Origin of the sequence: Enterobacter bugandensis, assembly GCF_900324475.1 — a bacterium.
In the GTDB taxonomy this organism is placed as follows: Bacteria; Pseudomonadota; Gammaproteobacteria; order Enterobacterales; family Enterobacteriaceae; genus Enterobacter; species Enterobacter bugandensis.
In genome coordinates this window covers 3,745,010-3,757,117 of record NZ_LT992502.1, presented here as the reverse complement: position 1 = coordinate 3,757,117, position 12,108 = coordinate 3,745,010, and the positions used below count along the sequence as shown (strand labels likewise).

At 57.4% G+C, this 12,108-nt stretch carries 16 protein-coding genes; 13 read left to right on the top strand and 3 right to left on the bottom strand.

What is annotated here, in order from left to right; translation table 11 throughout:
• Nucleotides 1-5 precede the first annotated feature (5 nt).
• From DG357_RS18135 to rpoS, 9 genes are all read left to right on the top strand, one after another.
• A complete protein-coding gene (locus DG357_RS18135; RefSeq protein ID WP_028014241.1) occupies nucleotides 6-332 on the top strand; it encodes a DUF3561 family protein in 327 nt (108 codons plus the stop codon).
• 79 nt (nucleotides 333-411) lie between these two features.
• Nucleotides 412-723, top strand: a complete 312-nt coding sequence (ftsB, locus tag DG357_RS18130) for a cell division protein FtsB (RefSeq protein ID WP_003862095.1) — start codon at nucleotides 412-414, stop codon at nucleotides 721-723.
• 19 nt (nucleotides 724-742) lie between these two features.
• Nucleotides 743-1,453, top strand: a complete 711-nt coding sequence (ispD, locus tag DG357_RS18125; RefSeq protein ID WP_088204205.1) for a 2-C-methyl-D-erythritol 4-phosphate cytidylyltransferase — start codon at nucleotides 743-745, stop codon at nucleotides 1,451-1,453.
• Nucleotides 1,453-1,932 (top strand): 2-C-methyl-D-erythritol 2,4-cyclodiphosphate synthase, encoded by a 480-nt coding sequence (gene ispF, locus DG357_RS18120; RefSeq protein WP_006811766.1) that lies wholly within the window; start codon nucleotides 1,453-1,455, stop codon nucleotides 1,930-1,932. The genes ispD and ispF overlap by 1 nt, the downstream gene beginning before the upstream one ends.
• Complete coding sequence (gene truD, locus DG357_RS18115; protein ID WP_088204204.1) at nucleotides 1,929-2,978, top strand: tRNA pseudouridine(13) synthase TruD; 1,050 nt, start codon at nucleotides 1,929-1,931, stop codon at nucleotides 2,976-2,978. The genes ispF and truD overlap by 4 nt, the downstream gene beginning before the upstream one ends.
• Nucleotides 2,959-3,720 (top strand): 5'/3'-nucleotidase SurE, encoded by a 762-nt coding sequence (surE, locus tag DG357_RS18110; RefSeq protein ID WP_088204203.1) that lies wholly within the window; start codon nucleotides 2,959-2,961, stop codon nucleotides 3,718-3,720. The genes truD and surE overlap by 20 nt, the downstream gene beginning before the upstream one ends.
• Nucleotides 3,714-4,340: a protein-L-isoaspartate(D-aspartate) O-methyltransferase gene (locus DG357_RS18105; protein ID WP_028014237.1), complete on the top strand. Its 627-nt coding sequence runs from the start codon at nucleotides 3,714-3,716 to the stop codon at nucleotides 4,338-4,340. Before surE ends, DG357_RS18105 begins: the two co-directional genes overlap by 7 nt.
• Before the next feature lie 116 nt (nucleotides 4,341-4,456).
• Nucleotides 4,457-5,581 carry a murein hydrolase activator NlpD gene (nlpD, locus tag DG357_RS18100; protein ID WP_041908436.1) on the top strand — a complete coding sequence of 375 codons (1,125 nt, stop codon included), beginning with the start codon at nucleotides 4,457-4,459 and terminating at the stop codon, nucleotides 5,579-5,581.
• A 59-nt stretch (nucleotides 5,582-5,640) separates the two neighbouring features.
• Nucleotides 5,641-6,633 carry an RNA polymerase sigma factor RpoS gene (gene rpoS, locus DG357_RS18095; protein ID WP_013098493.1) on the top strand — a complete coding sequence of 331 codons (993 nt, stop codon included), beginning with the start codon at nucleotides 5,641-5,643 and terminating at the stop codon, nucleotides 6,631-6,633.
• Nucleotides 6,634-6,684: 51 nt separating this feature from the next.
• Here rpoS and DG357_RS18090 read toward each other — a convergent pair whose 3' ends face one another.
• Nucleotides 6,685-7,062: a DUF4440 domain-containing protein gene (locus DG357_RS18090; protein WP_048956592.1), complete on the bottom strand. Its 378-nt coding sequence runs from the start codon at nucleotides 7,060-7,062 to the stop codon at nucleotides 6,685-6,687.
• Nucleotides 7,059-8,261 (bottom strand): MFS transporter, encoded by a 1,203-nt coding sequence (locus tag DG357_RS18085; RefSeq protein WP_047367488.1) that lies wholly within the window; start codon nucleotides 8,259-8,261, stop codon nucleotides 7,059-7,061. Before DG357_RS18085 ends, DG357_RS18090 begins: the two co-directional genes overlap by 4 nt.
• 108 nt (nucleotides 8,262-8,369) lie before the next feature.
• On the opposite strand from DG357_RS18085, the gene DG357_RS18080 reads away from it, so the two are divergent.
• Nucleotides 8,370-9,257: a LysR family transcriptional regulator gene (locus DG357_RS18080; RefSeq protein WP_041908443.1), complete on the top strand. Its 888-nt coding sequence runs from the start codon at nucleotides 8,370-8,372 to the stop codon at nucleotides 9,255-9,257.
• Here DG357_RS18080 and DG357_RS18075 read toward each other — a convergent pair.
• Nucleotides 9,254-9,661: a MarR family winged helix-turn-helix transcriptional regulator gene (locus DG357_RS18075; RefSeq protein ID WP_028014232.1), complete on the bottom strand. Its 408-nt coding sequence runs from the start codon at nucleotides 9,659-9,661 to the stop codon at nucleotides 9,254-9,256. The two genes, DG357_RS18080 and DG357_RS18075, sit on opposite strands and share 4 nt — an antisense overlap.
• 173 nt (nucleotides 9,662-9,834) lie before the next feature.
• Between DG357_RS18075 and DG357_RS18070 the strand changes: the two genes are divergently transcribed.
• The 3 genes from DG357_RS18070 to DG357_RS18060 are packed head-to-tail and all read left to right on the top strand — an operon-like array spanning nucleotide 9,835 to nucleotide 12,086.
• Nucleotides 9,835-10,437, top strand: a complete 603-nt coding sequence (locus tag DG357_RS18070) for a non-oxidative hydroxyarylic acid decarboxylases subunit B (RefSeq protein ID WP_088204202.1) — start codon at nucleotides 9,835-9,837, stop codon at nucleotides 10,435-10,437.
• A complete protein-coding gene (locus DG357_RS18065) occupies nucleotides 10,427-11,854 on the top strand; it encodes a non-oxidative hydroxyarylic acid decarboxylases subunit C (RefSeq protein ID WP_088204201.1) in 1,428 nt (475 codons plus the stop codon). The genes DG357_RS18070 and DG357_RS18065 overlap by 11 nt, the downstream gene beginning before the upstream one ends.
• A 10-nt stretch (nucleotides 11,855-11,864) precedes the next feature.
• The gene (locus DG357_RS18060) at nucleotides 11,865-12,086 is read left to right on the top strand and encodes a non-oxidative hydroxyarylic acid decarboxylases subunit D (RefSeq protein WP_063158007.1); all 222 of its coding nucleotides are present in this window, start codon (nucleotides 11,865-11,867) and stop codon (nucleotides 12,084-12,086) included.
• Nucleotides 12,087-12,108: the final 22 nt, after the last annotated feature.

The following is a 12,108-nucleotide window of genomic DNA, read 5'->3' as shown; positions in this document are numbered from 1 at the left end:
TAGCTATGCGCAACAGTGAAAACTACATTATCACCACCGGGTCGGAACCGTTAACCACCGACAATGAGACGACCTGGTCCTTCCCTGGGGCGATAGTCGGCTTTGCGTCGTGGTTACTGGCGCTGGGTATCCCGTTTTTGATCTACGGTGGTAACACCCTTTTCTTCTTTCTCTACACCTGGCCCTTCTTCCTGGCGCTGATGCCCGTTGCGGTCGTTGTCGGGGTTGCGCTGCACTCCCTTTTCAACGGCAAGCTCCTGTACAGTACGGTTATCACGATTGCCACCGTTGTCGTCATCTTTGGCCTGCTGTTTTTATGGCTGATGGGCTAACTTGCGACATAATTAAAACCCCGCAGTAGAGTCGAACGGAAAGTTATGGGATGATGATGCCGTTTTTTCAGGGGGCAGGATGGGTAAACTAACGCTGCTGTTGCTGGCTTTGCTGGTCTGGCTGCAATATTCGTTGTGGTTCGGTAAGAACGGGCTGCACGACTACAGCCGGGTGAGCGATGACGTCGCGGCTCAGCAGGCAACAAATGCCAAACTTAAGGCGCGTAACGATCAACTCTTTGCTGAAATTGATGACCTCAATGGCGGCCAGGAGGCGATTGAGGAGCGCGCACGCAATGAACTCAGTATGACTAAGCCGGGCGAAACCTTTTATCGTCTGGTTCCGGATGCGTCTAAACGCAATCAGGGCTCAGCACAAAACAATCGATAATCAGGCCCAGGATTACGACATGGCAGCAACTTTTTCGGACGTATGTGCCGTGGTGCCGGCCGCAGGTTTTGGCCGGCGCATGCAGACAGAATGTCCCAAGCAGTACCTCTCAATTGGCGATAAAACGATCCTTGAGCACGCCGTGACGGCGCTGCTGGCGCACCCGCGGGTGACGCACGTGGTCATCGCCATCAGTCCCGGCGATGCCCGCTTTGCGCAGCTGCCGCTGGCAAAACACCCACAGATTACCGTAGTTGATGGCGGCGCCGAGCGCGCCGATTCCGTGCTGGCGGGCATTCAGGCTGCCGGAAGCGCCCAGTGGGTGCTGGTCCATGACGCGGCACGTCCGTGCCTGCATCAGGACGACCTGGCACGCCTGCTGGCGCTGAGCGAAACCAGTAAAGTGGGCGGCATTCTGGCCGCGCCGGTGCGCGACACCATGAAGCGTGCCGAGCCGGGCAAGCGTGCTATCGCCCACACCGTTGAGCGCGTCGACTTATGGCACGCGCTGACGCCGCAATTTTTCCCCCGCGAACTGCTCCACGACTGCTTAACGCGTGCCCTTAATGAAGGCGCGACCATCACGGACGAAGCCTCCGCGCTGGAGTATTGCGGTTTTCACCCCACGCTTGTTGAAGGGCGCGCTGATAATATAAAAGTGACGCGCCCGGAAGATTTACAGCTCGCGGAATTTTATCTTACCCGTTCGACCCATCAGGAGAAGGCATAATGCGAATTGGACACGGTTTTGATGTACACGCCTTTGGCGGAGAAGGCCCAATTATCATTGGCGGCGTACGTATTCCTTACGAAAAAGGGCTGCTGGCGCATTCTGATGGCGACGTGGCGCTGCATGCGCTGACCGACGCGCTGCTCGGCGCTGCCGCGCTGGGTGATATCGGCAAGCTGTTCCCGGACACCGACCCGGCCTTTAAAGGGGCGGACAGCCGCGAACTGCTGCGCGAAGCGTGGCGCCGTATTCAGGCGAAAGGTTACACCCTCGGCAACGTCGACGTGACGATTATTGCCCAGGCCCCGAAAATGCTGCCGCACATTCCGCAGATGCGCGTATTTATCGCTGAAGATCTGGGCTGCCATATGGACGACGTCAACGTCAAAGCCACCACCACGGAGAAGCTGGGCTTTACCGGTCGTGGCGAAGGGATTGCCTGTGAAGCCGTGGCGCTGCTGGTGAAGGCGGCAAAATGACGGACTTCGATAATCTGACATACCTGCACGGCAAGCCGCAGGGGAACGGGGTACTGAAAGCCAGCCCGGAAGATTTCCTCGTGGTGGAGGATCTGGGCTTTGAGCCCGATGGCGAAGGCGAACATATCCTGGTGCGTATTCTGAAAAACGGCTGCAACACCCGCTTTGTGGCCGACGCGCTGGCAAAATTCCTCAAAATTCACGCCCGGGAAGTGAGCTTTGCCGGGCAGAAAGATAAACACGCCGTCACCGAGCAGTGGCTCTGCGCCCGCGTACCCGGCAATGCGATGCCTGATTTAAGCAAATTTGAGCTTGAAGGCTGTAAGGTGCTGGAGTACGCCCGCCACAAGCGCAAGCTGCGCCTGGGGGCGTTGAAAGGCAACGCGTTTACGCTGGTGCTGCGCGAAGTGACTAACCGTGAAGACGTTGAAAAGCGCCTGAATGCCATCAATGAACGCGGCGTTCCGAACTACTTTGGCGCGCAGCGCTTTGGCATTGGCGGCAGCAACCTGCAGGGCGCGCTGCGCTGGGCGCAAAGCGATGCGCCGGTGCGCGACAGGAATAAACGCAGTTTTTGGTTGTCGGCGGCCCGCAGCGCGTTGTTTAATCAGATTGTGAGCGAAAGGCTGAAAAAACCGGACGCGAATCAAGTTGTTGTTGGCGATGCGCTACAATTAGCGGGACGCGGAAGCTGGTTTGTGGCAACGGCCGAAGAAATGGCCGATGTGCAGTCGCGCGTGGATGCCAAAGCGCTGATGATTACCGCAGCTTTGCCGGGCTCAGGCGACTGGGGCACCCAGGGCGACGCGTTGAGCGCTGAGCAGTCCGCCGTGGCGGATGTGCCGGAATTACAATCCTTGCTGGTGCGGGAAAAAGTCGAAGCAGCGCGCCGCGCGATGCTGCTCTATCCGCAGCAGTTAAGCTGGAACTGGTGGGATGACGTGACCGTCGAGTTACGCTTCTGGCTGCCGGCAGGTAGCTTTGCCACCAGTGTTGTCAGGGAACTAATCAACACCTCGGGTGATTATGCGAATATTGCTGAGTAACGATGACGGGATCCACGCGCCGGGCATTCAGACCCTGGCGAAGCACCTCCGTGAATTTGCGGATGTGCAGGTTGTGGCCCCCGATCGTAACCGCAGTGGAGCGTCTAACTCACTGACGCTGGAGTCGTCGCTTCGCACCTTTACCTTTGAAAATGGCGATATTGCCGTGCAGATGGGCACGCCGACGGACTGCGTGTTTCTGGGCGTGAACGCGCTGATGCGCCCGCGTCCGGATATCGTCGTCTCCGGCATTAACGCCGGGCCGAACCTCGGCGATGACGTGATTTACTCCGGAACGGTAGCGGCGGCAATGGAAGGGCGCCATCTGGGGTTCCCGGCGCTGGCGGTCTCGTTAAACGGCCACACGCACTACAATACCGCCGCCGCGGTAACCTGCTCGATCCTGCGGGCGCTAGGCCGCGAGCCGCTGCGTACCGGGCGCATTCTCAACATCAACGTGCCGGATCTTCCTCTCAATGAAATTAAGGGCATTCGCGTTACGCGCTGCGGAAGCCGGCATCCGGCCGATCAGGTGATCCCGCAGCAGGATCCTCGCGGCAACACCCTTTACTGGATCGGGCCTCCTGGCGATAAGTGCGATGCGGGTCCGGACACCGACTTTGCCGCCGTGGATGATGGCTATGTCTCGGTCACTCCGCTGCACGTAGATTTAACCGCGTATAGCGCGCATGATGTGGTGTCGGGCTGGCTGGATCGCGCAGGAGTGAACGCGCAATGGTAAGCAAACGTGTACAAACTCTTCTGGAACAACTTCGCGCACAGGGGATCCGCGACGAGCACGTGCTTGAAGCGCTCGCTCAGGTCCCGCGTGAGAAATTTGTAGACGAGGCGTTTGAACACAAAGCGTGGGAAAACGTAGCGCTGCCCATCGGGCAAGGCCAGACGATTTCGCAGCCTTATATGGTGGCGCGGATGACGGAGCTGCTGGAGCTCACGCCCGACTCACGCGTGCTGGAGATTGGCACCGGGTCGGGGTATCAGACCGCCATCCTGGCGCATCTGGTACACCATGTCTGTTCCGTAGAGCGGATCAAAGGTTTGCAATGGCAGGCGCGTCGTCGCCTGAAACAACTTGATTTACATAATGTTTCGACACGACACGGTGATGGATGGCAGGGTTGGCAGGCTCGAGCCCCGTTTGACGCTATCATCGTGACGGCGGCTCCGCCTGAAATTCCCGCTGCGCTCTTGTCGCAGCTGGATGAGGGGGGCATTCTTGTTCTGCCCGTCGGGGACGAGCAGCAGCTATTGAAGCGCGTTCGTCGGCGCGGCGGCGAGTATATTATCGACACCGTGGAAGCCGTGCGCTTTGTGCCTCTGGTAAAGGGGGAGTTGGCCTGAGACTCGGATTTATCCAGGGTTATTAAGGCAAATTCAGCGTATGGTGTGGCGCGAAAGATTCGTGTCATCACGGTAAATTTTAAGTCACTGGTAGTTAACACATTCCTGGGGGATAAATGAGCGCGGGAAGCCCTAAATTCACCATCAGCCGTGTTGCGGCATTATCACTGGTTTCGCTCTGGCTGGCAGGCTGTACAAGTTCCAACAACGCGCCTGCGCCCGTCAGTTCCGTCGGGGGAAACAGCGGCTCCGGTAACACGTCCAGCGGAATGTTGATCACGCCTCCGCCTAAAATGGGTACTGCTGCGCCGCAGCAAACACCACAAATTCAGCCTGTGCAACATCCTGTTACACAGCCAACGCAGATTCAGCCAGTTGAACAGCCTGTTCAGACCCAAAATGGCCGCATAGTCTATAACCGCCAGTATGGGAACATTCCGAAAGGCAGCTATACCGGCGGCAGCACCTATACCGTGAAGCGCGGCGATACGCTGTTCTACATTGCCTGGATCACCGGGAACGATTTCCGTGACCTCGCGCAGCGCAATAACGTCCAGGCCCCGTATGCTCTGGAAGTTGGCCAAACGCTCCAGGTGGGCAACGCAACGGGTACGCCACTGACGCCTGGCAATACGGTTTCAGCGGCCGATGTGACGGCTCAAAATAACAGCGTTAAGCCTGCACAAAAATCCACCACGGTGGTTGCTTCACAACCTGTAATTACGTATTCTGAGGATTCAGGTGATCAGACTGCTAACAAAATGTTGCCGAATAATAAAGGGACTGCGACTGTTGTCACAGCACCGACCACGGCACCTGTGGTTAGCTCTACTGAACCGACTGCAAGCAGTCAGAATGCCAGTTCGTCCATCACCGCATGGCGCTGGCCAACCGACGGCAAGATTATCGAGAACTTCGCAACCTCTGAGGGTGGGAACAAAGGGATCGATATCGCAGGCAGTAAAGGACAGGCTATCATCGCGACCGCAGACGGACGCGTTGTGTATGCCGGTAATGCGCTGCGCGGTTACGGTAATCTGATTATCATCAAACATAACGATGATTACCTGAGTGCCTACGCCCATAACGACACAATGCTGGTCCGGGAACAACAAGAAGTTAAGGCGGGGCAAAAAATCGCTACCATGGGTAGCACCGGAACCAGTTCTACACGCTTGCATTTTGAAATTCGTTACAAGGGGAAATCCGTAAACCCGCTGCAGTACTTGCCGCAGCGATAAATTGACGGGGCATGCCAGCCAGGGTGTCTCGTTCAGGGATCACGGGTAGGAGCCACCTTATGAGTCAGAATACGCTGAAAGTTCATGATTTAAATGAAGACGCGGAATTTGATGAGAACGGAGCAGAGGCTTTTGACGAAAAAGCCTTAGTAGAAGAGGAACCCAGTGATAACGATTTGGCTGAAGAAGAGCTGTTATCGCAGGGCGCCACACAGCGTGTACTGGACGCGACTCAGCTTTACCTTGGGGAGATTGGTTACTCTCCACTGCTAACGGCCGAAGAAGAAGTCTATTTCGCACGTCGTGCTTTGCGTGGTGATGTTGCCTCGCGTCGTCGCATGATCGAAAGTAACCTGCGACTGGTCGTGAAAATTGCCCGCCGTTACGGCAATCGTGGTCTGGCTCTGCTGGATCTGATTGAAGAGGGCAACTTAGGTCTCATCCGCGCAGTTGAGAAGTTTGACCCGGAACGCGGGTTCCGTTTCTCAACCTACGCGACCTGGTGGATTCGTCAGACCATCGAACGGGCTATTATGAACCAGACCCGTACGATCCGACTGCCGATCCACATCGTCAAAGAGTTGAACGTCTATCTGCGTACCGCGCGCGAGTTGTCCCATAAACTGGACCACGAGCCAAGCGCAGAAGAAATTGCCGAACAACTCGACAAACCGGTTGATGACGTAAGCCGTATGCTGCGTCTCAACGAGCGCATTACCTCGGTTGACACCCCGCTGGGTGGCGACTCCGAAAAAGCGCTGCTGGATATCCTGGCCGATGAAAAAGACAACGGCCCGGAAGACACCACGCAGGACGATGACATGAAGCAGAGCATCGTCAAATGGCTGTTCGAACTGAACGCCAAACAGCGTGAAGTGCTGGCACGTCGTTTCGGTTTACTGGGGTATGAAGCTGCGACACTGGAAGACGTCGGCCGCGAAATTGGCCTGACCCGTGAACGTGTTCGTCAGATTCAGGTAGAAGGTCTGCGCCGCCTGCGTGAAATTCTGCAGGGGCAAGGTCTGAATATCGAAGCGCTGTTCCGCGAATAAGCATCCTTTCGTCAAAAAGGCCCGTCGTGAGACGGGCCTTTTTCTTTTGTGCTACGGCTGGGCCGTTTCGTGTAGCAGACGCCATGTAATCCCGCCACCTTCCTGATTAAGCACCGCGGTTGACCAGCGCACGTTGACGGGCAGGTCCGGCCGGGTTTGCGTCTCCCGGTAGTGCAGTACCGCGCCACGATCCCAGCGCTCGATCGTGGATAATTCGTCAATGACGATCTTCAGTCCGGGGCGGCTTCCTCGCTGACTGTGCAGAAAGTCCACAAGGCCGTGATAGTCGATATGAACGCCACCCGGTGGGATCATCAGAAAATCTGGCCGGAAACGGGCGAGCAGGGCGTCGGAGTCGCCTTCGCCTTTGCCTAACCAGTTTTCAAGCGCAATGTGGAGGTCGATAATGTCGTGTTCAAAAGGCGTCATGAATTCTCCTGTCGCAGCTGGGCGAGCACCTGCGTATTGTTAAGTCGGAAAACGTACAGTACAGGCAATAGGGTCATGCCTGCGGCAAAAAGAAACATTCCGTGCCAGGCGGCGAGCGGCGCCAGATAACTCTGCGCCAGACTCAGCACCTCTGCCAGCAGCAGGGCACCGGCAAAAAAGCTCAACTGACGATTGAGATTCCACAGCGCGCTGGCATCCGGCATCTCTTCCCGGCGCGTTGTCAGAAAAGCGCTGCTCTGAGCGGTACTGCTGCACAGGCTTCCCCCCGCGCCCATCAGGGTAAACGCAACGACAGGAAGCAGCGTAGCCGAACTGACGTTAAGCAAAAGCAGAATGCCCGTCGCCTGCAGCAGGCAGCCGATAACAATCAGCGGCTGTGGGCCGATACGGTTAAAATAGCGTCCCGTCGCCGTGATGGCGATAAACGATGCCACGGACCACGGCAGCATGAGCATACCCGTTGCGGCTGGACTCATGTTCGCCTCGTGCTGAAGATAAAACATGCCCGTAACGTTCACCCCGATAAATACGCCAGGAACGCATACATAGACAAGCATGGCAAAACGCAAAAGCGGGTCCGCGAGCAACCGCAGGTTGAGCAGCCTGGCCGCTTTCATCGCGGGTATTTCATGTTTAAGCCACAGGCAGGCCAACACAAAGGTCACGATGGCCACCGGAAGCGTCGCGAAAAATATCCACCGCCAGCTTAGCATCTGCACCAGCAGGCCCCCGATAGCGGGGGAGCAGGCGGGAGCAAGCAGCGCGACCAGCATGACCGCCGAGGAGAGTCTGGCTCGCTCGTGAGGCTGAAACAGTTGCCAGGTCAGCGCCTGTCCGACGGGGATCAGTAAGCCACCGCCCACGCCCTGCAGCACGCGCCAGGCGATCAGGCTTTCCAGCGTTGCAGACAAGCCTGCCGCAGCAGAAGCCGCGCTGAACATAAAAAGCGAGATCAGGATGACCCGTTTTGGTCCGAAACGGCGCGTGAGCATGCTGCTGAACGGGATCGCCAGCGTCAGGCCGGCAATGTATCCGTTACTGACCCAGGCAAGCGCTGAAGGCGTGGCGTTAAGAGCTTGCGCCATCGCCGGAAAAGCGACGCTGGCAATAAACATGTTGATCAAATCAAGAAAAAAGCCCAGCAGATAGACAGCGGCGACTTTGCTGCGATACGTCATGGTGGATCCTCCCGTGAGGTGGCGTATCGTATCGACCCCGGAAGCACGGATAAACCTGACAAAGCGCGATATACTGTCAAAAAAATTTTGACGGTAAAAGGCGTAATGATGATTAACCTACAGCGGACGCAGATGTTTGTTGCGGTGGCCGATACCGGCAGCTTCACTGCCGCAGCCGATGCGCTGGGCCTGACAAAAGCCGTGGTCAGCTTCAATATTCGCCAGCTCGAAGCCGAGCTGGGGGTGACGCTGCTGCTGCGCTCCACCCGCCGCCTGACGTTAACCGAGGCGGGAGCGCTTTTTCATCAGCGCAGCGTGGCGCTTCTGAAGGACGCAGAACGGCTGCAGGATGATGTTCGCGCGAATCATGCAGGACTCACGGGGGAATTGCGGATTACCACCACGCCTGAGTATGGTTCGCGGGTCGTGGTACCGTTGCTGGCAAGGTTTAGCCAGCTGCACCCGGAGCTTCGCGTGCGTCATGTTTCGTCTTCACTCCATGCCGACCTGATCTCAGAGCGCTTTGACGTGGCTATTCGGTTGGGAACGCTTACCGACTCGCGCTACCACGCCGCATTGATTTCACATTTTTCCATCCTGCCCGTCGCGACGCCGGAATGGCGGATGAATCATCCGGTTGAATCGCTTGCGCAGCTGGCGCAAGCCGACTGGATTATTCACGAGCGCTTAGCGTCGCCGCTGCGCTGGCAGGTAAAAGATGCCAGCGGTGCGCCTGAAATGCTTGAGATAAAAAAAGCGCCGCGCCTGTTTGCCGACAGCGCGCAGGCGCTTATGGCTTTTGCGCTTGCGGGAAGTGGCGTGGCGTTACTGCCGGAATGGCTGGTGCGCGATGCGCTTGATGCGGGAAAACTGGTCCCGGTTTTACCGGAATATACCTTCGCGCGGCAGGGCATCCACGCGGTTTATCCGGATGCCCGGCACGTGCCTGCGAAAGTGCGCACCTTTATTGATTTTATGCGCGCCAGCGTGAATTAATCGTGCATCATCTTTTTGATGAGCGCAGAGAACTGCTCCCGTTCGGCCTTATTAAGACGCCCTAAAAACGCCTCATCCACCTCGTTGCCGACCGGCTGGCAGTCTGCAAGCAGGGCTTCGCCTTCCGGTGTCAGGAAGACAAACCGGCGGCGCTTATCTGCGGGATCGTGCTCGCGTTTGACCAGCCCGCGCGCCTCCATTCGGCTGAGCATCTCCGCCAGCGTCGCCTTCGTGCTGACCGCCACTTCGGTCAATGCCACCTGCTCAATGCCCGGGTGCTCGGCAATGGAGCGCATAACCGCATACTGCGGCTTGGTCAGTTCCGGCAGGGAATGTTGCCACTTAGCGGTATGCTGTTGAAAAAGCTGACGTAACAGGTGGAACGCCTCTTGTCTTAGTTCCATGAACACTCCGACAGAAAAAATCACCCCCTATGATAGCCGCTAAAGCCCGGGATGATAACGCGGGATTTTTTAGCAATTAATGTGATCGTGTGCGAACGATCTTGTCAGTAGAGCGATCCGGGAGTAGTTTATCTTTAAATGTTCGTACACGAACAAATTGATTGAGGTGATGAATGAGATTGATCGTGGGAATGACAGGAGCAACGGGGGCTCCGCTGGGCGTGGCGCTGCTGCTGGCGCTGAGGGAAATGCCGGAGGTAGAGACCCATCTGGTCATGTCGAAGTGGGCAAAAACAACCATTGAGCTGGAAACGCCTTACAGCGTGCAGGACGTTGCTGCGCTGGCTGACGTTGTTCACAGCCCGGCTGACCAGGCCGCCACCATCTCCTCCGGCTCGTTTCGCACCGACGGCATGATCGTCATTCCATGCAGCATGAAAACGCTGGCGGGGATCCGCGCGGGCTACGCCGAAGGGCTGGTGGGCCGTGCGGCAGATGTGGTGCTGAAAGAGGGCCGCAAGCTGGTGCTCGTTCCCCGCGAAACGCCGCTCAGCACCATTCATCTGGAGAACATGCTGGCGCTTTCCCGCATGGGCGTGGCGATGGTGCCGCCCATGCCTGCGTATTACAACCACCCGCAAACCGCCGATGACATCACCCAGCATATCGTCACCCGTGTGCTCGACCAGTTTGGTCTGGAGCACAACAAGGCGCGCCGATGGAACGGGTTGCGGGAGGCGAAACATTTTTCACAGGAGAACAAAGATGGCATTTGATGATTTGAGAAGCTTCCTGCAGGCGCTCGATGAGCAAGGGCAACTGCTGAAAATTGAGGAAGAGGTGAATGCGGAGCCGGACCTGGCGGCGGCAGCCAACGCCACAGGCCGTATTGGCGACGGCGCGCCCGCGCTGTGGTTCGACAATATTCGTGGCTTTACCGATGCCCGCGTGGTGATGAACACCATCGGCTCGTGGCAAAACCACGCCATATCGATGGGGTTGCCAGCGAATACCCCGGTAAAAAAACAGATCGACGAGTTTATTCGCCGCTGGGACAAATTCCCCGTTACGCCGGAGCGCCGCGCTAACCCGGCCTGGGCGCAAAATACGGTCGACGGTGAAGACATTAACCTGTTCGATATCCTGCCGCTGTTTCGCCTGAACGACGGTGACGGCGGTTTTTATCTCGATAAAGCGTGCGTTGTCTCGCGCGATCCGCTCGACCCGGACCATTTCGGCAAGCAGAACGTCGGGATCTACCGCATGGAGGTCAAGGGCAAGCGCAAGCTCGGTCTGCAGCCGGTACCGATGCACGATATCGCCCTCCATCTGCACAAAGCGGAAGAGCGCGGGCAAGATCTGCCGATCGCGATTACTCTCGGCAACGACCCGATCATCACCCTGATGGGCGCCACGCCGCTGAAATACGATCAGTCTGAGTATGAAATGGCCGGCGCGCTGCGCGAAAGCCCGTACCCGATTGCCACCGCGCCGCTGACCGGCTTCGACGTGCCGTGGGGGTCTGAAGTGATCCTGGAAGGGGTGATTGAAGGCCGCAAACGTGAAATCGAAGGGCCGTTCGGCGAGTTTACCGGACACTATTCCGGTGGCCGTAATATGACGGTGGTCCGTATCGACAGAGTTTCTTACCGCACCAAACCGATCTTCGAATCCCTTTACCTCGGCATGCCGTGGACCGAGATTGACTATCTGATGGGACCAGCCACCTGCGTGCCGCTTTACCAGCAGCTGAAGGCGGAATTCCCGGAAGTGCAGGCGGTGAACGCGATGTACACCCACGGTCTGCTGGCAATTATCTCCACCAAAAAACGCTACGGTGGTTTTGCCCGCGCGGTCGGTTTACGCGCCATGACCACGCCGCACGGTCTGGGCTACGTGAAGATGGTGATTATGGTGGATGAGGATGTCGATCCGTTCAACCTCCCGCAGGTGATGTGGGCGCTCTCATCGAAGGTCAATCCGGCAGGGGATCTGGTGCAGCTGCCGAACATGTCAGTGCTTGAACTCGACCCTGGCTCCAGCCCGGCGGGCATTACCGACAAACTGATTATTGATGCCACCACGCCTGTTGCACCGGACACCCGTGGCCACTACAGCCAGCCGGTACAGGATCTGCCTGAAACTAAAGCCTGGGCTGAAAAACTGACCGCGATGCTGGCAGCACGCCAATAAGGAGGAAAAGATGATTTGTCCACGTTGTGCCGATGAGCATATTGAAGTGATGGCGACGTCACCGATGAAAGGGGTCTGGACCGTTTACCAGTGCCAGCATTGTCTTTATACCTGGCGCGATACCGAACCGCTGCGTCGTACCAGCCGCGAGCATTACCCGGAAGCGTTCCGCATGACGCAGAAGGATATTGATGAAGCACCGCAGGTGCCGACGATCCCGCCGCTGTTGTAAAAATAGGCCCGGTGGCGCTGCG